12 protein-coding genes are annotated in these 21300 nt (G+C 66.4%); 10 read left to right on the forward strand and 2 right to left on the reverse strand.

Annotated elements, in window-relative coordinates; translation table 11 throughout:
* Positions 1 to 45: 45 nt before the first annotated feature.
* From MNZ27_RS01260 to MNZ27_RS01295, 8 genes are all read left to right on the forward strand, one after another.
* Positions 46 to 1875, forward strand: coding sequence for an AIPR family protein (locus MNZ27_RS01260; protein WP_242392204.1), 1830 nt, complete (start codon positions 46 to 48; stop codon positions 1873 to 1875).
* A gap of 58 nt (positions 1876 to 1933) precedes the next feature.
* Positions 1934 to 4045 carry a UvrD-helicase domain-containing protein gene (locus MNZ27_RS01265; RefSeq protein WP_242392205.1) on the forward strand — a complete coding sequence of 704 codons (2112 nt, stop codon included), beginning with the start codon at positions 1934 to 1936 and terminating at the stop codon, positions 4043 to 4045.
* A gap of 52 nt (positions 4046 to 4097) precedes the next feature.
* A complete protein-coding gene (gene drmA, locus MNZ27_RS01270; protein ID WP_242392206.1) occupies positions 4098 to 7832 on the forward strand; it encodes a DISARM system helicase DrmA in 3735 nt (1244 codons plus the stop codon).
* Positions 7829 to 9673 carry a DUF1998 domain-containing protein gene (gene drmB / locus MNZ27_RS01275; RefSeq protein ID WP_242392207.1) on the forward strand — a complete coding sequence of 615 codons (1845 nt, stop codon included), beginning with the start codon at positions 7829 to 7831 and terminating at the stop codon, positions 9671 to 9673. The genes drmA and drmB overlap by 4 nt, the downstream gene beginning before the upstream one ends.
* Positions 9670 to 10476: a DISARM system phospholipase D-like protein DrmC gene (gene drmC, locus MNZ27_RS01280; RefSeq protein ID WP_242392208.1), complete on the forward strand. Its 807-nt coding sequence runs from the start codon at positions 9670 to 9672 to the stop codon at positions 10474 to 10476. Before drmB ends, drmC begins: the two co-directional genes overlap by 4 nt.
* A gap of 34 nt (positions 10477 to 10510) precedes the next feature.
* Positions 10511 to 11815, forward strand: coding sequence for a hypothetical protein (locus MNZ27_RS01285; protein ID WP_242392209.1), 1305 nt, complete (start codon positions 10511 to 10513; stop codon positions 11813 to 11815).
* Positions 11816 to 11904: 89 nt separating this feature from the next.
* The gene (locus MNZ27_RS01290; protein WP_242392210.1) at positions 11905 to 13701 is read left to right on the forward strand and encodes a DUF262 domain-containing protein; all 1797 of its coding nucleotides are present in this window, start codon (positions 11905 to 11907) and stop codon (positions 13699 to 13701) included.
* On the forward strand, positions 13698 to 15410 hold the full coding sequence (locus MNZ27_RS01295) for a DUF429 domain-containing protein (RefSeq protein ID WP_242392211.1): 1713 nt from the start codon (positions 13698 to 13700) through the stop codon (positions 15408 to 15410). Before MNZ27_RS01290 ends, MNZ27_RS01295 begins: the two co-directional genes overlap by 4 nt.
* Before the next feature lie 116 nt (positions 15411 to 15526).
* Here MNZ27_RS01295 and MNZ27_RS01300 read toward each other — a convergent pair whose 3' ends face one another.
* Together MNZ27_RS01300 and MNZ27_RS01305 are read right to left on the reverse strand one after the other, a co-directional pair.
* Positions 15527 to 17068 (reverse strand): argonaute/piwi family protein, encoded by a 1542-nt coding sequence (locus tag MNZ27_RS01300; RefSeq protein ID WP_242392212.1) that lies wholly within the window; start codon positions 17066 to 17068, stop codon positions 15527 to 15529.
* Positions 17040 to 18482 (reverse strand): toll/interleukin-1 receptor domain-containing protein, encoded by a 1443-nt coding sequence (locus MNZ27_RS01305; RefSeq protein ID WP_242392213.1) that lies wholly within the window; start codon positions 18480 to 18482, stop codon positions 17040 to 17042. The genes MNZ27_RS01300 and MNZ27_RS01305 overlap by 29 nt, the downstream gene beginning before the upstream one ends.
* Positions 18483 to 18794: 312 nt before the next feature.
* Here MNZ27_RS01305 and MNZ27_RS24185 point away from each other — a divergent pair, with 312 nt between their 5' ends.
* Positions 18795 to 19220 carry a helix-turn-helix domain-containing protein gene (locus MNZ27_RS24185; protein ID WP_408629669.1) on the forward strand — a complete coding sequence of 142 codons (426 nt, stop codon included), beginning with the start codon at positions 18795 to 18797 and terminating at the stop codon, positions 19218 to 19220.
* A 3-nt stretch (positions 19221 to 19223) separates the two neighbouring features.
* On the forward strand, positions 19224 to 20942 hold the full coding sequence (locus MNZ27_RS01310; RefSeq protein ID WP_242392214.1) for a tyrosine-type recombinase/integrase: 1719 nt from the start codon (positions 19224 to 19226) through the stop codon (positions 20940 to 20942).
* Positions 20943 to 21300: the final 358 nt, after the last annotated feature.

Raw genomic sequence — 21300 nt, forward strand, 5'->3', positions numbered from 1 at the left:
GCGCTCGGCGCTCCACGGCGCCGGCTGATCCAGATAGGAAACGACATGGATGCGTCGCTCGTAAGGCAGATGGTCGGCAGCTTCCGCGAGAGGACCGGCTTCGTTGGAGCCGAGGAACATTGCTTCGCCCCCTGGTACCTGCACCAAATCTATCAGTTACCTGAGGTGAAGGCGCTTGCGCAAAGTTCCGACGGAAGCTTCGACTTCGGGATCGACGCGTTCCACCTGGAGGAGGAAGGCAGCAGTCGACGGCTCGTGCTCGTCCAGGCGAAGCTCACCGAATCGCTGCAGCTGATCGCGAAGGGGTTCAAAGATCTCGAGCGAGTTCTGCCGGAGGTCGCCCGCAGCGTCGAGGGGATCGGTACCGAGGAGCCGATCCAGAACAAGGTGCTGGTGAACCTCCGCGCTGCGCTCAATCGGCTCACGGCGGACGAGCGCCGTGCGATCCTCATCGACTTCCAGGTCCTTCACCTGGCGGCGGAAGACGAAGCGATCCTCGCGAACAAGTTCAGCGCCGCCGTCGAGAGGCTCAAGGAGACGTTCGAGAAGGAGCTCCCGAATCACACGTGCGCGATCCGGCAGGTGGGGCCACGGGCTCTAGGACCCCACCAGATCGTCGTCGTACCTCCGGAAGAGAGCTCGATGCGGCTGCGGGGGGCGTATCAGTTCTCGGCCGGCGCGACGTGCCAGATGATCACCGGCGTCGGTCACCTCGCGGATCTCGTCGACCTGTACGGAGTGAGGCGGGACGGTCTCTTCTCGCGAAACGTCCGGTACTTCCTCACCTCGAAGAAGAACACGGAGAAGGGCCCGGCGGGGAAGATGCGCGCGACGCTCAAGGAGATGTCCGTCGATGGGAAGTCCGACCCCGAACGGTTCGCGACATTCCACAACGGCGTCACTGTGTTCGCGAAGCGCGCCACCGTCGACGGCGAGAAGGTTCGACTCCGTGATCCGTACGTGCTGAACGGGTGCCAGACGATCAAGAACGCCTTTCTGTTCCGGCACGACAGAAACGTGCGCGACCGCATCAAGCCTGAGCTCTGGGACCGCGTCGCCGTCCCGGTCCGGATCATCGAGACGTCGGACGAGGACCTCGTTCGTACGGTGACGGTCAACAACAACCGTCAGAACTCGATGTCACCTGCGGCGCTGCGTTCAAACGACGCCGTCCAGATCCGGCTCGAGCAGCGCTTCAAGGACAGGCGCATCCTGTACCAGCGGCAGGAGGGCGCATTCGACGCGATCTGGGCGACGAACCCGGACCTCCTCGAGGACGAGTACGAGAACACGCAAGGCAACTGGGTCGACATTCACGAGCTGGCGCGAGCACTGGCCGCCGCGATGGGTAAGGTGAGCTGGGCCCTTCACCCGAACGACCTGTTCGAGTCCGACAAGGCGTACGAGGCGTGCTTCGACGAGAAGAAGACGCTCAACTCGATCGTGTTCCTCACGTTCCTTCAGAACCTGCACGACATCGTGGGCTTGGTGCTGAAGAAGGATCTCAACCTTGCGCCAAAAGCGGGCGGCCCCAAGCCGCCGCGGTTCCTGTACCAGACGATCTGCCTGCTGACCCGGTATCTCGCTCGCGAGGACATGGCCGACTTCGTGGCCGATTGGGGTACGAGGCTGTACGGGAGACAGGGCGTGTTCCGCGAGGAGATCCGAAAGATCCTGAACTCTTCGAAGTCCAGGATCCGCGCGGAGATCGCGGCGAACTTCATGACGCTCGAGAGCGGCGACTCCGAGTCGATCGCCGTAGCCTTCGAGAAGTGCCAGAGGGAGCTGAAGCTCCGGGAGAACGTCGACCCGTTCGCAGCGTTCAAGGATCTCGACGAGACCACCCCCGCTTCGGAGCAGGAAAACGCCGCGTGAGAGCGAAGAGAGTCCGGTTCAAGTCGCCGCGGCGCACGAGGCATGCCTGAGGGAAGCGATGATCGAAGGCTCCAACCGCCTGCTCACCCTGAAGCCCGCCTTCCTCGCTCAGTGGATGACGCTGGATGGGAAGGACAACCGACTCGTCCAGGCGAAGCTGGATCTCCTTCTTAAGGATCCGGTCGCGGACCAGAAGACGAAGAAGCGGCTCCAGCACTTCGACGGAAAGATCCACCGCATCCGCGCGGGCGACTACCGCATCTTCTACGTCTTTGACGAAAAGTACGTCTCGGTTCTCGGGCTCGATCGGAAGGACGACGACACCTATGACGCGGTCCCGGCCTCGGACTTCCTAGGAGGGCTCGACTATCAGTCGCCTGCGCCGGCGGAGCCACAGAACCGCGCACGCAAGGTGGATAAGGCATCTTCAAAACCTTCCGGGACTCCCCTGCCGCGGCCGGTCACGAAGGGCATCCTCGAGGCCCTCAAGGTAGACGCGAAGCATCACCGTGCGCTCGTGGGCATCGCGACTGAGGAGGAGCTCTTCGGCTGTGAATCGGTGCCGGAGGAGATCCGCCTTCTCGTCTCGGAGGCCCTCACGAACCGGCCGCTCGAGGTTGCGGGCAGACAACCCGATCTCGTAGTCGCGAACCCGGACGACCTGTTCCGCTATCAGGAAGGTGAGCTACTCGGGTTCCTGCTCAAGCTCGATCCCGACCAGGAACGCTTCGTGAGCTGGGCGCTGAACTCGAAAGGACCGACGCTCGTGAAGGGGGCGCCGGGGACCGGGAAGAGTACGGTCGCGCTGTACCGTGTGAAAGCGATCCTCGATCGCTTGCTCGCGAATGGGGTCGAGAAGCCCCGTGTCCTCTTCACGACGTACACGAACGCGCTGGTCTCCGTCTCCGAGCAGCTCCTGGAGCAGCTGCTGGGGGACCGCGCGAGCCTCATCGAGGTTCGCACCGCCGACAGCCTCGTGACACTCATCGCGTCGCGCGCAGGCCACAAGATGGCGATCGCGAGCGGAGAGGAGCAGCTCCACGCGCTAGCGATGGCGCGCCAGAAGGTTGAGCTCGGAGGGAACAAGGTAGAGCAGGCCGCCCAGGCGCAGGCGCTCTCGAGACTGGCGCCGGAATACATGCTCGAAGAGCTGAACGGTGTGATCGACGCACGCGGGATCGACACCCTCGAAGTGTACCTAGCGGCCGCGCGGCCAGGCCGAAAGCTGGCGCTCGGGCCACTGCAACGAAAAGCGGTATGGGCCCTCCGAACTACCTGGAACTCCGAGCTCGCCGCCTCGGGTAAGCGGACGTTCTCGCAGACCCGCATGAAGGCCGCGGAGGTAGTGGCCGAGGGTAAGGGCCCGCCGCCGTACGATGCAGTCGTCGTCGACGAGGCGCAGGACCTGGATCCCGTCGTCCTGGGCATGCTCGTGCGTCTGTGCGCCGAGCCGAACCGCCTCTTCCTCACGGCGGATGCGGACCAGTCCATCTACGGTTCTGGGTTCCGCTGGTCCGACGTGCACGCCTCACTCAAGTTCCAGGGACGCACCGGCATTCTGCGGCGGAACCATCGCTCGACCGCCCGCATCGGCAAGGCAGCCCGGTCTTATCTCGGAGGCGGCGCTCTCGATGAGGACAAGCCGGAGGAGGTGTACGTTCACGAGGGCGACCATCCTCCGGTGGTGGCACGCGCATCGGAGCCGGACAGCGAAGCTCGGCTGCTCGCTCGGTTCTGCAGGGCCGCCGCGAAGGAGTTGCACCTCACGCTCGGCTCCTGCGCGATCCTCGCTCCGAGCCGAGACTGCGGGCGCGCCATCGCCGAACGACTGAAGAACCTCGGCGTGAGTGCGACGTTCATGGACTCGAAGTCTCTCGACCTGCGGCAACCTGGCGTGAAGGTGATCACGCTTCAGGCCGCGAAGGGGCTCGAGTTCCCGGCGGTGGCCCTGGCCGGCTTCGGTGAGTCGACGTTCCCGTCCCTGAAGCCGGACAGCTCCCTTGAGGCGAGACTCGAGGCGCTCGCGCGAGCCCGCAGGACGGTCTTCGTCGGCATGACGCGGGCCATGCGGCTGCTCCTGGTCACGACGCCGGGCGGTGACAACCCGGTGCTCGAGGGGTTCGACCCTGCCTTGTGGCATGAGGTCAAAGCCGGCCAGGGCGGAAACTGAAGGTTCGGCAGCCCGGGGCGGATGTCCCTACCCGCGCTAGGATGACGGTCCTATGAACGTCGTGAAGCTGCCAGAGGATCTCTCGACGCTGTCGGATGTCGGCCAGCTGAACCGCGCGCTCCGCGAAGGCCGCATCGTGCTCGACTGGTCCGCTGTGCGAGTCGCTCCGCGTGATCGGATCGCCGCGCTGCTTACCGGCCTCGCACTCGATCGGGACGGCCACGTCATCGGGCCCGATACGATCCCGGATGAGTTCCAGGACGTCGTAATCGCCGCATGTCAGTCACTGCCCATGAACAGCGGCGAAGAGCGCGCCAATCCGCCTGCGGTTCCCGGCCCGATACCAGCAGCGCCGCCAGCGACCCCGGCTCAACTGGCGGCGCTCCGTTCGCAGCTCGTCGAGATGGTGCGAGCCGATCTCCTGGGCCCTGCAGGTGGCGACACCGAGGAGGTGAACGAGTCGCACGTCTCCGATCGCTACCTCGTCGGCCTCCTCGCGCCGCGGCGGCGCCGAGTCGCGGAGCCAGAGCAGGAGGACGTGGCCCTCGAGTCGCAGGACGACGAGGACGGACCGTCCGACCGCGGCCCGGCAGCGCCGTCGATCTTCCCTTCTTCGGCGGGGCTCAGCTTCTGCGTGAGCGAGGACATCGACGAGGTCGTCGTCACCGCGGGATGGGGGCACTACCAGCGTGCGCCGAGCGCCAACGCGACGACGGCGACGGGTCAGCCCAAGAGAGTCTGGAGGCGCCGCCAAGCGGGAGGCTCCGTTCGCGTGAAGCTGACCGAGGGGCAAGTTCCCGCCATCCCGCCCGATCCCGTGCAGCCGCTCGTGACAATCCAAGGGGTCGCGCGCACGCATCCCGGCGGCCGCGTCGTGACGCTGTTCCTCGTCAACGGTCAGGACGAGCCGGAGCAGGAACGCGACCAGGCGTGGCTCTTCCAGGTGACGCTCGAGGTAGCCGCGGACGGGAAGCCAGTCTTTTCGCGACGGTCGGCTCGTGAGCTGGACGGAGGCCGAGGCGACGAGGCCGCCGCCATGACGATGCTCTACCGGAACCGGATCGAATTCGCCGTCGGGCACGGGGTGGCTGCAGCCTGGGATCTCGCCCCTGGCGACACCCAGCGGGCCGTGCGTGTCCGGACCGTTCCGCTCCCCGACCACGACGTTCCGCGAATGACGCCCAGGACCGTCGAGGACGACCCCAACCTCGGGGGGCTCGTTCTCGACATGGGCGAGCTCGCCGGGGCAAACCCCGATCGACTCGCCGCGCAACTCGAGCCACTCCCCGCCGCGTATACGGCGTGGATCAAGGCGCAGCGGGCGAGAGCGCTGGAAGGCAAGGACGGGCTCACCGGTCACCGCAAGGCAGCGGAAGCGGCGCTAGCTCGATGCGAGCGGGCCGCGAAGCGCATCCGTGAAGGGGTTGCGCTGCTGCAGACGGACGCGGCGGCCTGCGAAGCGTTCCGGTTCGCGAATCGAGCGATGGCGCTCCAGCGCGTGCATTCGCTGCTCGCGGAAGCAAAGGCGCGGGGAGAGCCCGCCGACCTGGCCGACGTGAACGTGCCGAAGAACCGGACCTGGTATCCGTTCCAGCTCGGGTTCATCTTGCAGGCGCTGCCTGGGATCACTCGCCTCGATCATCCCGAGCGCTCCGATGCTCCCGAGGCCGTCGCGGACCTCCTCTGGTTCCCGACCGGCGGTGGGAAGACGGAGGCGTACCTGGGCCTCGCGGCGTTCACGATGGCGCTTCGGCGGCTCCAGGGTGAGATCGAGGGACGTCGCGGCGACGTCGGTGTCGCCGTTCTCATGCGGTACACGCTGCGCGTCCTCACGATCCAGCAGTTCCAGCGCGCGTCGGCGCTCCTCTGCGCATGCGAAGTGCTCCGGCGCGAGGAGCTCGCGCGCGGCGAGCGACGCCTCGGCGACGAGCCGTTCCGGATCGGCCTTTGGGTCGGTCAGCGCACGACTCCGAACTGGACCGATCAGGCGCATCAAGCGCTGATCCAGGCTCACGGGCATCGCGGTGCGCCGGGTCCGGCGGGCAGCGGCAGCCCGCAGCAACTCGAGCACTGTCCCTGGTGCGGCACTCGGATCGACCCCGGGAACGACATGGAGGTCGAGCAGTTCGGTCAGGGCGCAGGCAGGACGCTCGCGTACTGCGGAGATCGCGCGGGGGAGTGTCCATTCAGCCGCCGCCAGGCTCCACGGGAGGGTCTGCCTGTGGTGGTCGTCGATGAGGAAATCTACCGCCTCCTCCCATCGATGGTGGTCGCTACGGTCGACAAGTTCGCGCAGATGCCATGGAACGGCACGATCCAGATGCTGTTCGGCCACGTTGATGGGCGCTGCTCGCGTCATGGCTTCCGGTCCCCCGGCATCGAGGACTCGGACTCGCACCCCGCCGCCGGCCGGCTCGGACCCGCGCGCACGGAGCCCATCGAGCGGCCACTGCGACCGCCCGACCTCATCATCCAGGACGAGCTTCACCTAATCAGTGGGCCCCTCGGGACGCTCACCGGGTTGTACGAGACCGCGGTGGACGCGCTCTGCACCTGGGATGTGGACGGTCGCCGTGTTCGCCCGAAGGTGATCGCATCCACGGCCACTATCCGGCGCGCGCGAGAGCAGGTGAACGGGCTTTTTCTTCGCGACGTGCAGGTATTTCCCCCGCACGGCGTCGACGTCGAGGACAGCTTCTTCGCGCTGGAGCGCCGCCCAGAGGACGCGGCCGGGCGCTGTTACCTGGGAATCTGCGCTCCGGGACGGCGCCTGAAGGCCGTGCTCATCCGGAGCTACGTGGCATGGCTTGCTGCCGCACAGCGTCTCTACGAGCTGCAGGGCCGCCGTGCCGACCCATGGATGACGCTCGTCGGATACTTCAACTCCATTCGCGAGCTCGCCGGGATGCGCCGCCTCGTGGAGGACGACGTGCGCACGCGCTGCCGCGACATGGACCGTCGCGGGCTCGCCCGCCGCAAGCTCGGACAGCCGCAGGAGCTCACGTCTCGAATCGGATCGACGGACATTCCGAAGCTACTCGCGCGAGTGGAGATCCCGTTCGATCCCGCCGCCGAGCGCGGTGGCGTGCGGCCGCTGGACGTGCTGCTCGCGACGAACATGATCTCCGTGGGCGTCGACGTGAAGCGCCTCGGTCTCATGGTCGTCGCCGGTCAGCCGAAGACGACCGCCGAATACATCCAGGCGACGAGCCGAGTCGGCCGCTCGCATCCGGGCATCGTCTGCACCGTGTACAACTGGGCTCGGCCGCGAGACCTCTCGCATTACGAGCGCTTCGAGCAGTACCACGCGACGTTCTACCAGCAGGTCGAAGCCACGTCGGTAACGCCGTTCTCGTCCCGCGCGCTCGACCGCGGTCTCTCTGCGTTGATGGTCGCGCTCGTGCGGTTGGCGGCACGCAAGTACAACCCGAACGCGGCCGCGTCGGGCGTGGAACGGGAGGACCCGCTCGTGATCGCAGCCATCGAGCGCATCGTTCGTCGCGCCGAGCACGTCACGGGGAGCAAGGCCGTGGGAGAGGAGGTCCGCGCGCTGTTGAAGCGCCGCCTTGACACTTGGCTGCATGAGGCCCAACGCACCGTGGGTCTCGCCAGGCTCGGCTATCGCATGGAAAAGGATGGCTCGACTCGCGGCCTCCTGGACCCGCCCGGTCTGGGACGCTGGAAGGATTTCACCTGCCTCACATCGCTGCGCGATGTCGAGCCTGGCGTGAACCTTGTCCTCGACGAGCGCCCGATGGAAGACAGGCCACACTGGAGGGCGTCGTGACCGTTCGCGTCGGCGAGCTACGCCCTAGCCAGCTGCTCCATACGTTCGGTGTCGGAGCCGTGGTCGATCTACCCGGATTCGCCGCCATGGTTCTGGGCCTCGACGACTGGGAGCGGGCGCGGTGCCAGCCGCTTGCCGAGGAGCGACTCCTAGCCGCCGTCCGTCAGAGGCTCGGTGCACAGGTCGAGACCCTCGTCGCCCCGCCCCGCCCGACGGGGGCCGGCGACCTCCTGCCGGCGCTCGACGAGGATCCTCACGTCGGCGTTCCCGTCGCTCCGTTTCCTCGCTGGATGCGGTGCCAGCGCTGCGATGCCCTGCTACACCTGCGCTCCTCGCTCGTCCAGTTGAAGGCTGATCCGTACCGCCCCGAGAAGACGCGGTTCGTCCACGTGAACTGCTCGAGACCCGCGATGAGCCGGAGGGGGCCTCTGCCCTCGACCATGATCCCGGCGCGCTTCGTAGTGGCGTGCGAGCGCGGCCACCTGGACGACTTCTCGTGGCTCGAGTTCGTGCACCGGGACAGGCCCGTCTGCGCTGATGCGCACCTCACGCTTCGTGAGATGGGCGTCAGCGGCGAGGCCGCGGACGTGGAGATCCGCTGCACGTCGTGCGACACGGCGCGAAGAATGGCCGACGCCTTCGGGACGGACGCGGACCTCCCGGCGTGTCGCGGCCGTCGTCCACACTTGCGAGACTTCGACCCGGAGAAGTGCGCCGCGCCGCTCCGGACACTCCTGCTCGGCGCATCGAACTCCTGGTTCGGGCTCACGCTCTCGGCCCTGGCGATCCCGGAGGCGGCCGACCCGCTCGATCAACTCGTCGAAGACGCCTGGGGAACGCTCAAGGACGTCGACGCGGTCGGAGTGCTCGGGTTCCTGCGGAGGCAGGGGTTGCTCGGTGATCTGGCGCGCCACGGTGACGCCGAGATCTGGGCAGCCATTCAGCGGCGACGCGTGGGCGGTCCGGCGCAAGCGCAGGGGATGGATCTCAAGGCCCCGGAGTGGCAGGTGCTCTCGGACCCCGCGCACGCGCCCTTCGGCGTCGATTTCAGGGTTCGAGCGGTCCCCCCGCCTTCGCGCTACGCGGCGGTTATCGAGCGGGTGATCCTTGCGGAGAGGCTGCGCGAGGTGTCTGCGCTCGTGGGGTTCACGCGCGTCCAGTCTCCGTACGATCTGGGAGGGCCGGAAGGGCCGCCAGAGGGCGCGCGTGCCCCGCTCGCGCGAACGCCGCCGGCATTCGTGCCTGCCTCCGAGGTGCGCGGAGAGGGAATCTTCGTTCAGTTGAGCGAGGTCGCTGTCGCGAACTGGATCTCCACGCAGGCGGAACGTGAGCGAGACCTGAGAGAAGCGCATCGCCGCTGGTACCAGCAGCGCGGCGTGGACGAGGCGCCTCCGTTCGAGGGCATGCGCCTCGTTCTCGTGCATTCGCTCGCGCACGCGCTGATGCGCCAGCTCTCGCTCGAATGCGGGTACGCTCCGGCGAGCCTGCGGGAGCGGCTCTATGCGCGCGAGGCCGGCGAGCCCGGCGGCCCCATGGCTGGGTTCCTGCTGTACACGGCGGCGCCGGACAGCGAAGGGACGCTTGGCGGCCTCGTGGCGCTCGGCGCGCCGGAGCCGCTGGAACGGCACCTCGACGCGGCGCTGGAGGACATGCGCCTCTGTGCCTCCGACCCGCTGTGTGCCGAGCATCACCCTGTGCGCGACGGGACTTCTCTCCACATCGCCGCCTGCCACGCGTGTATGTTCGCTCCCGAGACGAGCTGCGAGAAGGGGAACCGGTACCTGGATCGCGGCGTACTTGTGGATACGGTGGCCGGAAGCGTGGGGGCGTTCTTCCGGTGAGCGCGCGCGACCACGAGCCTGTCGTCGATGCGATCGCTGCGTTTGCCGCAGACGTGCCGCACGACGTGCTCGAGCGCGTGTGCGCTGGGCTCGAGCGGCTCGAGCTCGGCGAAGACGCCTCGCCATGGCATTCCGCGATGGCGGAGTTGCCACAACCCGAGCTCCGGATCCGGGCGGCGGATCTGGTCGCGCAGTTCAACGCCGCGGCGCCCAGCGCAGGGCCTCGGTCGCTGGCGTGGGCGTTGCGGTCGGCAGAGGCAGCAGACCGCGCAGAGCGCGCGCGAAGAACGCTCGAGCTCGTGTGGACGGGCCCAGCGCCAGATGGCTGTGTTCTGCGGAGGACCGATCAGGCGCTGTTAGAGGTCATCGGAAAGGCGCGCCGGAAGCTCCTAGTGGTCTCTTACGCAGCCTACGACGTCGCACAGGTCCGCGAGGCGCTCCTCGCCGCCGAGGCGCGGCACGTGGAGATCATCTTCGTCATGGAGTCCAAGGAGCAGAGCGGCGGCAAGGTAACGTTCGACGCAGCCCTCGCGCTCGGCCCCCTCTCCGAGCGTGCCGCCGTTTACGTCTGGCCGCTCGATCGGCGTCCCAGGGATCCGCAGGGCAGGGTCGGCGCTCTGCACGCGAAGTGCGCCGTCGCTGACGACGACGTGCTCTTCGTTTCCAGCGCCAATCTGACCGGGTACGCTCTCACGCTCAATATGGAGCTCGGGGTGCTCGTCACTGGCGGCGAGCTACCCGGCCGAGTGAGCCGGCACTTCACGGACCTCATTGCGGAGCGCGTGCTCGAGGACATTCGGTAAGGGAAGGAAGCTCGGTCAGCGGGGGGAACTGCCGATGTCGAAGAAGCGAACCAACGTACCGAAAGAGAAGGCGAAGAGCCGCAGGAACAAATCGAAGGGAGCGCCGCAGAAGCGAACACAAGGGCGCTCCGCACTGGCGCCACGCAGCAAGAAGGCGACCTCGGCGCGCGCCTACGCGGCAAGCCGAGCGCGGAAGGGTCGCCCAATTGACGAATCGCGCATCGATGAAGTTCCCCCGCTTCGGCCAGTTGATTCGAGTGACTTCGATCGCATCGTCGCTGTGTGCACCAGCAAGCGAGGGCGCGAAGCCGCGGTTCGCCTTGCAACGTGGTTCTGTGGAGGTCTGAAAGCGCTCCCGCCATCCGACCGGCGCGGTGTGGCGTACGTGCAGATCGATGAGCCTTTGAACGACGACCTTAAGCCGTTCCAGGAGAACATCTTCTTCCCATCAGAAGCGATCGTTGCCTGCGTAACGGGGCAGCGGGCATTCGTACACAACATCTGTGTTCGCGCGAGCAAACCTGCTGGTAAAGGCATCATGGCGGCGGGTCGCTTCGCCCATTGCCTCACCACCCTGCCCGTGTGGGCCGTCGTGACGGACGACAACTTAATCATTCCGGAAGGTGGCTACTTCCAGGAGCTCGAGCAGGGTCTCAGGGAGCGCGGATGGAAGGTCTGGGTCGTTGAACCCAACATCTACTCGATGGCCTGGGGAGTTGCGGCCGAAGAGGCGCTAGCGAAGTTGCCCCTCGCGATTCTGGAACGCAGTGTCGCTCGGCCGTCCCGTGGCCACGCGCAGTTACAGGATGCACCAGACGAACCGGCGGAAGTGCCCGCCGTCGATGCGGCGTCGCAGTGGCTCCTCATCCTACTGCGAAAGAAGTCAGGGTCGACCGACGCTGAGTGGGTCGTCGTCTTCCAGGCGGAAGAGGATGATCCGGACGAAGAGGTCGACGTGCGCGCGTGGTACTACCGCCTGTTCGAGGACGAAGAGCCGTGGATTATCGTGCCTGAAGGAATGGGGGCGGCTTCGAGGATCGAGACTGCCTTCACGCCAGACGCATTTGTCGGGATGCCGCGCATTTATCGGTTTGAGAAGGCTCCCACGACGAGGATGGGAAGTCTCTGGACCCTCACGACGCAAGAGAACCTGGTGCAAGGGCAGTTCGTCGTGGAGAGAATGGCGCTCGTGAGCGGTCGGGAGTTGAACGAGCTCGACCGCGCCCTCAACACAACGCGTGACGTGCCGGTGGCGCTTCGGACTATCGGTACGCCACTAGAACGCTGGGTGTTCGGTAAACGGAAGACGCTGCACGTCCCGTGCAGTAGGATGGGGTAGCGAATGCACTAGGCTGCTCAGCAACGCCGTGAGCCCGGGACTTGCCGCAACGCGCACCTGGAATACGCAGCGCTTGGAGGGGACACTACGTGATTGGCAACACATTCAGGACGGCCGAGCCGCTGCTACACAACCTTCTCGATCGCGTTCAGCGCGGAGTTGTCCAGCTTCCCGACTTCCAACGGAAGTGGGTCTGGGACGACGCAAGGATCCAGAAGTTGCTGGCATCGGTGTCTCTTGCGAGGCCGATTGGCGCTGCGATGCTGCTCGAGGCAGGCGGCGATGAAGCTCGGTTCGCGCCGCGCCTCGTCACGGGAGCGAAACTGTCCGGTGCACCACCGGCTCCGGAGCACCTCATCCTCGATGGCCAGCAGCGGCTCACCTCGCTGTTCCTCGCGCTGAAGTCTGACGGACCCGTCGAGACGTTCACGGAGAAGAAGGAGCCAATTCGGCGTTACTACTACCTCGACATTCGCAAGTGCTTGGACCAGGAGGTAGACCGGGTTGACGCCATCCTGGCGCTTCCAGAGGAGCGCAAGCTTTTCTCCGATTTCAAGCGGAAGGTGGAGCTCGACGCGAGCACCGCTGAGCGCGAGTACGCGCTCGGGCTTCTCCCGGTTCGACTCATCTACGATCAGATCGGGTTTGCCGGGTGGCGACAGGGTTACGAGAAGTTCCACAACTACGCGCCACAGAAGCTCGCCGAGTGGAGCGAGTTCGAGCGAGAGGTCTGGCTCCCCTTCCAGCAGTTCAAGCTTCCTGTGATCGAGCTGCTGAAGGGAACGCCGAAGGAAGCGGTGTGCGAGGTCTTCGAGAACGTCAACACCGGCGGCGTCGCGCTGACCGTTTTCGAACTGATGACGGCCACCTACGCAGCGAACAACTTCAAGCTGCGCGATGACTGGGAGGCTCGCAAGAAGAGGCTCGAGGACAAGCACGAGCTGCTCGCGGACCTCAGCGAAACGGAGTTCCTCCAGGCCGTCACGCTGCTCGCCACGTGCAGGCGCAGCGCCGCGGGGAAGGGCGCCGTCGGATGCAAGCGGAAAGACATCCTGCGGCTCGGGCTTGAAGAGTACAAAGCCTGTGCGCCTGAAATCGAAGCGGGGCTACATCGGGCCGCCCGCCTCTTGATGCGAGAGAAGGTCTTCGTCACCAACAACCTCCCGTACCAGACGCAGTTCGTGCCGCTCTCGGCGATCTGTGCCCTCATCGGGGAGCGCTTCGATATCGACACCACGAAGACGAAGCTCGCGCAATGGTACTGGTGCGGCGTCTTCGGGGAGCTGTACGGCGGCGCTTCTGAGAGCCGGTTCGCTTTGGACGTTCAGCAGGTGCCAGCGTGGCTCGAGGGCGGGCCGGAGCCTCGCACGATCTCTGACTCGAGCTTCTCGCCGGTTCGCCTCCTCACCCTACAGACGCGTCTCAGCGCCGCGTACAAGGGCCTGATGGCGCGCCTGATGGTGAGCGGCAGCCTCGACTTCATCTCGGGCGAGCCGATCCAGTTCACCACGTACATGGAGGACTCGGTCGACATACACCACATCTTTCCGGCCGATTACTGCGAGAAGGCGAAGCTGGACCGAAAGTTCTGGAATAGCGTGATCAATAAGGGTCCGTTGACGGCGAGCACGAACCGTCGCATCGGCGGGAAGGCGCCGAGCAAGTACCTCGCCCCGGTCGACGACAAGCTCGGTGCGGCGCGGGTGAACGAGATCGTGGCGACTCATCTGGTCGATCCGTCTCTGCTTCGGGCGGATGACTTCCATGGTCACGTCCGTTACCGTGCCGCCCGACTGCTCGATGCGATCGAGAAGGCGACCGGGAAGGCGGTGACCGGGCGGGATTCGGACGAGGTGTTCCGCGAGTTCGGTGGTGCGCTCGCGTGACCGCCTTCCAAGGCACGGCGTTCGAGACGATCAACAACGATACGGGATCGCTACGCACCGGGGACGTACGTCTCGAGGTGGGGCAGGCGGTCCGCATCGAAGGGGAAACGAAGACGAGGATCGTGACCTACATCGCGGGCTCGCCTGGGCGCTTCCACGCCTACTTCAAGAACCAAGGCGCCGTTCCGTTGGGGAAGGTGCGCTGGAGCGTGCTTGATCCCCAGTCCCCTGAGGGGAACGGTGAGTCCACGGCAACGGCCATCCACCAAACTGGAGAGCCCGTCCTGCCTACGGTTGACGTCCCCGCGCCGCCTGTCAAAACGATGTGGCTCCCGAACGAAGGCCGAGTCGTTGGCGTTGACTGGAGCGGCGCCGCGGACGCACCTCGGAAGGTGTGGGTCGCAGAAATCGTGTTCGGCGCAGGCGCTCCCCGTCTCGAGGCCATCCGGCGTCCGTTCTCGGAAGGAGGCGCTGAGACCGTTTCGGCGGCGCTCGGGAAGTACCTCTCGAGCGAAACGTACGATGTCGCAGGTCTGGACTTCTGCTTCGGCCTTGAGCAGGGGCACATCTCCTCCCTTCGCTTGCCCACGGGTGGACCGGCGCTGCTCGGTCAGAGCTTGGCGAGCTGCTATCGAACACCTGAAGAGTTTCGGGAAGCCGTCGGAGCCGAGAGGAAGCGCGTGACCGATCAGGAGCGCGCCGCGCCGTTCGCCCCTACGAACCTGCGAATGTACAAACAGACGTACTGGGGGCTTCGGGCGATGAGCGGCACGACGGTGGCTATTCCCCCGTGGGCCTTCGCTGGAACCCGTGTGGTCGTCGAGGTGCTTCCAGCCGCTGTCGCGAAGTGGCTCGGGTGCGTGACGAGCTACAAGGGGCGGGGTGAGGAGGCGAAACGCCAGCGCAGGGACCTCGTAGCCAAGATCAAGGCATCGACAGGGATGTCGGTGAACGACGCAGACGTGACGGAGATCGTCGATGACAAGGAGGGCGACGCCTGCGACGCGGTTCTCGCGGCGCTGGCCGCCGCTTCAGCTTGGGCCTCGGCGTTCGCGGGCGCACCATCAGTAGTGTGCGCGAGCGGCGAGGGCTGGATCTACTCGGCCATTGAGAAGCCGCGGTGGCGCGCGTTGGAATCCAACCCGGTCCCATCGCCCGAGCTCGCCGCTTCCCATGAGGCCGGACATGCGATCGTCTTCGCGGCGTGTGGCGTGCCCATCGACTGGGTTGAGGTGAGAACGTCGCGCGTTGGCAATGCCGTGCGCCACGGCTGGACGGAAGCGAGAGAGAACGAGTGGGACCGCACCGCGCCGCATCCTCCCGCGGTGAAGGCGCTTCGTCGTGCTCTCGGGAAGGTCGGAGGTATTGCTGGCGAGTTGGTCGCTGCTGTGGCAGAACCCCAGATGTTGCTCAAGGGCGCGCAGAACGACCTGTCGCAGCTCGGAGCAGCGTTGGTGATCGCGGGCGTTCTTCCGCCCGAGGCAAGAGACACTCCGCAGCCACTGATCCTGGCTGCCGCCCAACACGCCTACCGCGTCATTGCTCGGAATCGTGCGGTGTTCGACGAAGTGCGCCGAATACTTGCGGAGAAAGGGCGCGTGACCGGAGACATCGTGGCGGTGCCACCGGAAAGAAGGTGGACCGACGCGGAAGACCAAGCGCTGCTTAAGACGCTTAGAACCATCGCCGCGGGCACTGAGGTGCGCTGAAGAGGACTCCCGATGCCGAACTGCCTGGTGCGGAGGCAGGTACTTATCTCTCCATTAGGACATGTGCGCGAGCGCCGTTCTTTGCAATATCGACGGACGGTGTGCCAGTCGCCCGTCTACATGTAGTAGCGATAGAACGGTTTCGGGACGACGTCCTTCGGCAGCTCCGAGAGGATCAGACCGACTGTACGTGCGAATCCGAGGGTGATCGGCTCCGAGCGGCCGAATACGGCCGAGTTCCAGTTCATCTTCGTCAGGGCAAGCACTTCGGAGAGAACCTCAGTTACGGCGCCCGACCCGACGTGCTGCGCGATGTACAGAGGCCGAGGAATACGAAGGCCTGGGTAGACGCGCAAGAACGGCACATATCCGCGCGTGTAGAGCAGGTAGCGCTTCGTGGCGATCTCGATCAGCGTTCCGCGCAGAGGTGGCTCGGCCCCCGCCCTCATGAACCGTATCGATGTGCGACCCACCGAGAGGAAGTCGTGGAACGGCGTCGTGCTCGGGATCGCCTCCCGGAAGCCTTCCAACTCGTCGGGCGCGATCATCGACGACTTGTGGACGACGACGCGGGCGGGCGGCTGACGCAGGTGCTCCGTGTACAGCGCGATGACGTTCTCGAGGAGCTTCCGCGCGCTCGCGCGAGGAAGACGAGGCGCTCCCTGCCTGCGAGGATCCCACTCGAAGGTCTCCCCCAGGAGCACGACCCCCTCGCCTCGATCGGAGAACGCCTGCGCCATGCTCGTCTGGAGCATGCCCGGCTCGCGGATCGGCCGGAAGAAGCTCACGCCGACGTAGCAGGTGTTCTTCGCGAGTCCCGTGACGCGCCAGGGGATGCCCCGCGCCTTGTAGTAGAGCGCGGTGCAGAAATTCCAGGCTCTCGTGGCGTCGTCCTCCACATCGTCGGACCCAGCGAAGGTCTTGGGCCACGACAGCTGCGTGCACAGGCCGGCCCGCATCCCCTCCGCCTTGATTGCCCTGTGGAGCGTACGCGAGATCGACTCGTCCTCGGCGCGCGGTTCGTCCATGAACGAGAGCGCGAGCTGGGGTTTCGGCTTCGGGGGCCGCTTGGATGGATTCCTTCCACCGCCTGCGAGTGCGCGCATCGCGGTCGTCAGCGCGATGAGGACGACGTCGGGCGGACTCTCCTTCGCCGCCAGCACCCTGAGCCGCTCCCCAATGATCCGGCTGATCGCTTCGACCGCGAGATCGCGAGTCCCGGCGCCTTCGCACAGCTTCACCTCGGCAGGCGTGAGGCACTCGATCAGCTGCTTCGGGACCTCGAGCTTGCAACCGAACCCTTGCGGGCCCTCCATCCCCGGAAAGGAAGGAAAAAGGACCACGTCGGCTTCCTGCTTCTCCGTCGGATCCACCCTTCGCCGGCACCGGTCGAGCCACTGTTGCGCCTCCGAAATGGTCTCGCCGGTGCCGATGATGCCGACACGGATCTGCAGCAAGGGCTCGCCGTCCTCCACTCCCCAAGGCCCAAACAGGGAGAGGCCCGTCTTTGGATCGGGGGACGTTCCGCCGCGGGCGAACAACAGATTCGGTTCGGGCAGGTGCCACGACTTCAGGGCCGACGGCTGCGCCTGGAGGCGCGCTGCGAGATCCTGCCCGTCCTCGCGGAACCTACGCGGCCTCATCGGTCTCGTCGTCATCCGGGCCGCCCTCGTCCGCGTCGTCCACGTACCCGAAGACCACTTCCTCGGGTACCTCGAGCTCCTGCTCCGCCGTCGTGAACTTCAGCAGGGCCTTGATGGCGACCTGGTCATCCGCAACGCCCACCCCCATCCCGACGGTCGCGGGGAGGCGCCCGATGACGATCGGCTTGTCGCCGCACGGGATGTGCCCGGTGCGGCGACCGTTCGTCAGCACGTCTGACCACATGAGCACGTGCCGCACGATCGCCCCGTTCCGCTCCTTTCCGCCCCACTGCATCGCGAGGGGGCCGATGTCCTGCTTGCGCACGGAATTGCGCCCGTCCGTCGTGAATACCCAGCACGGTTCCACCGCCAGGAAGAGGCGGTTGCCCAGCGTCTCGAACGAGAGCCGCGCGCCCTGGTGGACCCAGTGCCCGCCCTTTTCGGCATCGGGCGCCCGGACCACGGTGCGCTTCGTGCCCGCGCCCCACTTCAGGCGCACCGACCGGCCCGGCTTGCGCGGGCGGAAGTAGAACCGCTTCGCGTCGGGGTCGAACGCGATGCCCCGGCTCCCCAGGTGAGCCTTCAACGACAGGTTCAGGAGCTCGATCACCCATCGCCAGCGGTCGGGGTCCGTGCGCCAGTCGGTCACGGCGCTGCGCTTCCACTCGTTGCGAGTGAGCCACGGCTTGAACGCGTTGTCCGGCCTCGACAGGTCGGCGAACGTGTAGATCTGGTTCTCCCGGAGGATGAAGGGAGGCAGTGCGTTGCCCCGCGGGAGATCCGTCTTCGCCTTGAGTGACGTCGCAGCGGACCAGACCACCTTCGGCATGTCGCAGACGGGCAACAGGTTGCTGATCAGCGTCTCCTGAATGCCGTCCGGCTCCTGCCGCTCGGCCGCGAACGTCGCGAGCACCGGCGCAGGCTGAGCGGCATTGCCGACGGCGCCGCGGCCGCTTCCGCGGGCGGCGCCGCGCGGTGGCGCTTCCCCTCGGACCTTCGCGAGAAGGCGCGCGAAGCCGCGCGAGAAGGTCTTGTCGTCCCGGAAATCGATGTAGTTGAACGGGCGGAGGATCGGCGGGATCTCGATCCGCCCGCCGCTCGCCCTGTCGATGTCCCGTCGGAGCAGGGGGACCAGGCGTCCCAGCCTGTTAACCGGGTCCGCGGAGAGGATCGAGGTCCACTCGAGCCCGCACCAGTCGGACCTGAGCATCTCCGGGGAGAGCACGAGTGCGACGAGCCGGCTCGTGCGAAGGCCCTCGTCGATCTTCAACAGGATGTTGGCGCCGGGCTCGATGTCCCACTCATCGAAGAAGACCGTGAGCTTCCGCCCAGCCCAGTCCTCTTGCTCGATGCGACCGCCGAGCGCGCGAGTCCAATCCTTGTCTGCTCCGTTGTGACAGAGAAACAAGTCCTTGGTCAGTGGTGTCATCACGGCTCGACGGCGTCAGCTGGCCAGAGCGCGGAGTCCTCATAACGCAGCATGCGGAGTGCTCCGCGACGCGTCCGTCACCGCAGACGAGGAGTTCGCGATCCCTTGAGGCAGACGCCTCGACCTCCCTTTGAGGACGGGAGCTTAGCCCTCCAGTCCGACATCCAGCGTCGGGCCGCGAAGCGTGAGGCCGCGGCCGAGGGCCAGTGCACGGACAAGCAGCGCAATAGATGCTAACAGGCATCCTGTTGACATGCACCTCATGCCGCGCCATCATCGCATGTGCGCCAGGCACCCACATCGAGCAACGCCATGAATACCTACGGAACGTCTGAGCACCTAACAGGAACGCCGACGTACTCGGAGCGTCGAGTCGGGCGGAATGATCGTCGTACCGGCGGCACTCCGCCGCAGGCCCGACGGGAGCCGGGCATCGCCGCGGTGGACACGACCGAGAACAGCAACGCGGGACGCCAGGCGAAGGCACGTCCGCCGCTGAGCGATGATCGAAGCTGGGGCGTCCAGGAGGTCGCGTACTTCCTGAACGTGAGCGAGTCCACCATACGGAACCTTGAGCGCGATGGTGAGCTGCCCGCTCTTCCGCGCATCGGCACGCGGATCATCTTCGATCCGAAGGTCGTTCGGGCCTTCCGCGATGGGTGGCGCCCGCCGCCGCGCGGTCGCGCGCCAGGGCGACCTGATATCTCAATTCGGTCAGACCCGCGCGTTCAGAGGTGACGCATGGCGACCGCATTCTGGCGAACGGACAAGCGGACCGGCCGCGAGGTTCTCGTCGCGAAGTGGCGCGACGAGACCGCGCCGGGAGGGTGGAAATACCAGCGCCGCCCGAACGACCGCACGAAGCGCCAGGCCGAGGACTACGCTCGCGACATGGAGCGTAAGGCCGAGCGGCTCGTGAAGGGGCTTGAGATCGACGACCCGCAGCGGGTCACGTTCGGCGAGCTTCTCGACTGGTGGTGGGAGCGCCACGGCCAGCGGCAGCGCGACGATTCGAAGCGCCTCTTCCGCGCGTTTCTCGAGAAGCACCTCGAATCGCTCCGGCCGTTCATTCTGACGCGAGCGACCGGCGGCGCGTTCGCGGACGCGCTCGACACGCTCCTCGCGAAGAAGGAAGAGACGAAGGAGCTCTCGCCGAAGAGTCTCAACCACCTTCGCGGCGGCGTGTTCCGCATCTTCCGGTGCGCGCGAGATCCCAAGGCGCGCCTCTGGGCCGGCGAGAACCCGGTCGAGTGGGTCAAGCGCCGGAAGGTCCCGAAGCTCCGGTACGACACGCTCCGGCGCGACGAAGTCCGCCCAGTCCTGGACGCGCTTCCCGAGCTCAGGCTCGGGAGTCCGTGGCGCGGTGCTGCGGCGGTCTGCCTGTACGCGGGAGCGCGACCGGGCGAGGCGATGGGGCTGTGGAAGGAGGACGTCGATCTCGAGGCCGGGACGCTGACGATCCGCCGCTCGTGGATGCACCCCTGGCCGAAGGACGTCGACCCGCGAACCGTCCTCATAGTCCCGGAACTGAAGCCGTATCTCGTCGAGGCGATGGACCTCTCGGAGAACCACCTCGTCTTCCCGCGCGCGGATGGGACGTCGTTCGAGCCCGACACGCGTCGGCTACTCGTCGATCACTTGCGGCGCGCGCTCCGGCGAGCAGGCCTCGTCATCGGCTACGACCACACGTGCCGGCGCTGCAAGTCGAACGCCCGCAAGAGCGGGGACACGAACGCCGTGTTTACGTGGCGGCACCAGGACGGCGACCAGCGGCTGTGCCCGACGTGCGGCATGAAGTTGTGGGCGGAGGGGGTGCCGCGTGCCGTGCGGTTCTATGATCTCCGCCACACGCACGCGACGCTGCTCCGGAAGGCGCGGGTGGATCTCGGGACCGTACAGAAGGCGCTGGGCCACTCGAGCCCAGAGATCACCGCCGGCACGTACGACCACAGCGAGCTCGAGGACGACCGCGCCGCGATCGAGCGGGCGCTCACCTTTCGGACCCCCTCCTTGCCGGTAGGCCGCGACCCCGAGCCACCCTCGGACGCCGTCGTGAGCGGAAAGGGGCGCCGTGCCGTGCGCACCACCGGCGCACCACGGCTCACCACAACCCGTGCGGGCAGTGCGGATGATGCGTCGGACGGCCCCGAGCCGGCCCTCGTGATCCCGAGCGGTTACGAGCTGGTGCGGGCAGTGCGAACCGGTGCTAGGACCCCCAGCCGCGATTCGGGACCAAGGGGTCGCAGGTTCAAATCCTGTCTCCCCGACTCAGGAAGGCCTCGGAATCCGCAAGGACTCCGAGGCCTTCTGTTTTCTAGGTCGTTGCGGGGGCCTCCGCGACCAAAACCCCAAAGCTCAGCGCCTCGAACTTCCGGACCGCCTCCTCCGTGGGAGCCGGGTGCGGGGTGCATGTGGCGCTCGGTCGTGGTGATGGACGCGTGTCCGGCCATCTCCTTATGACCCGTTTATGACCCGCGTCGGAACGCCGGCCATCGCCAGCCTCTTGCAGATGTGGATGTTGCCGGTGAGTCTCGACGCCGGCCAGGCGCTGCACGCGTTCCATCCAACTCTGGAGTGTGCGATCCCAGACGCCGTCCTTCAGGTGAGGCTGTCCCACCGGTTCTCGGGATCGCGCCACAGCACGCGCCCTGCGCGGAGGTGGCGCTGCTCGCGAAGCGCTGCCGCAAGGCGGGAGGTCATCTGGACGCGACGGGAGCGGCCGCTCTTCGGCATCGAGAGGACGCCCTTCGACCTAATTAGCGGTTCGCCGGCCGGAACGACCTGCATCTGCACACCCGGGGATTCCCTGAACGCTGGG

The organism is Anaeromyxobacter oryzisoli (assembly GCF_022690765.1).
In the GTDB taxonomy this organism is placed as follows: domain Bacteria; phylum Myxococcota; class Myxococcia; order Myxococcales; family Anaeromyxobacteraceae; genus Anaeromyxobacter; species Anaeromyxobacter oryzisoli.

Excerpts from the sequence above, each read along its gene's own strand:
- MNZ27_RS01285 (WP_242392209.1), top strand. The coding sequence starts at position 10,511 with ATGTCGAAGAAGCGAACCAACGTACCGAAAGAGAAGGCGAAGAGCCGC.
- MNZ27_RS01260 (WP_242392204.1), top strand. The coding sequence starts at position 46 with ATGGATGCGTCGCTCGTAAGGCAGATGGTCGGCAGCTTCCGCGAGAGG.
- MNZ27_RS01265 (WP_242392205.1), top strand. The coding sequence starts at position 1,934 with ATGATCGAAGGCTCCAACCGCCTGCTCACCCTGAAGCCCGCCTTCCTC.
- MNZ27_RS01310 (WP_242392214.1), top strand. The coding sequence starts at position 19,224 with ATGGCGACCGCATTCTGGCGAACGGACAAGCGGACCGGCCGCGAGGTT.
- MNZ27_RS24185 (WP_408629669.1), top strand. The coding sequence starts at position 18,795 with ATGAATACCTACGGAACGTCTGAGCACCTAACAGGAACGCCGACGTAC.
- MNZ27_RS01305 (WP_242392213.1), bottom strand. The coding sequence starts at position 18,482 with ATGACACCACTGACCAAGGACTTGTTTCTCTGTCACAACGGAGCAGAC.
- MNZ27_RS01300 (WP_242392212.1), bottom strand. The coding sequence starts at position 17,068 with ATGACGACGAGACCGATGAGGCCGCGTAGGTTCCGCGAGGACGGGCAG.
- drmA (WP_242392206.1), top strand. The coding sequence starts at position 4,098 with ATGAACGTCGTGAAGCTGCCAGAGGATCTCTCGACGCTGTCGGATGTC.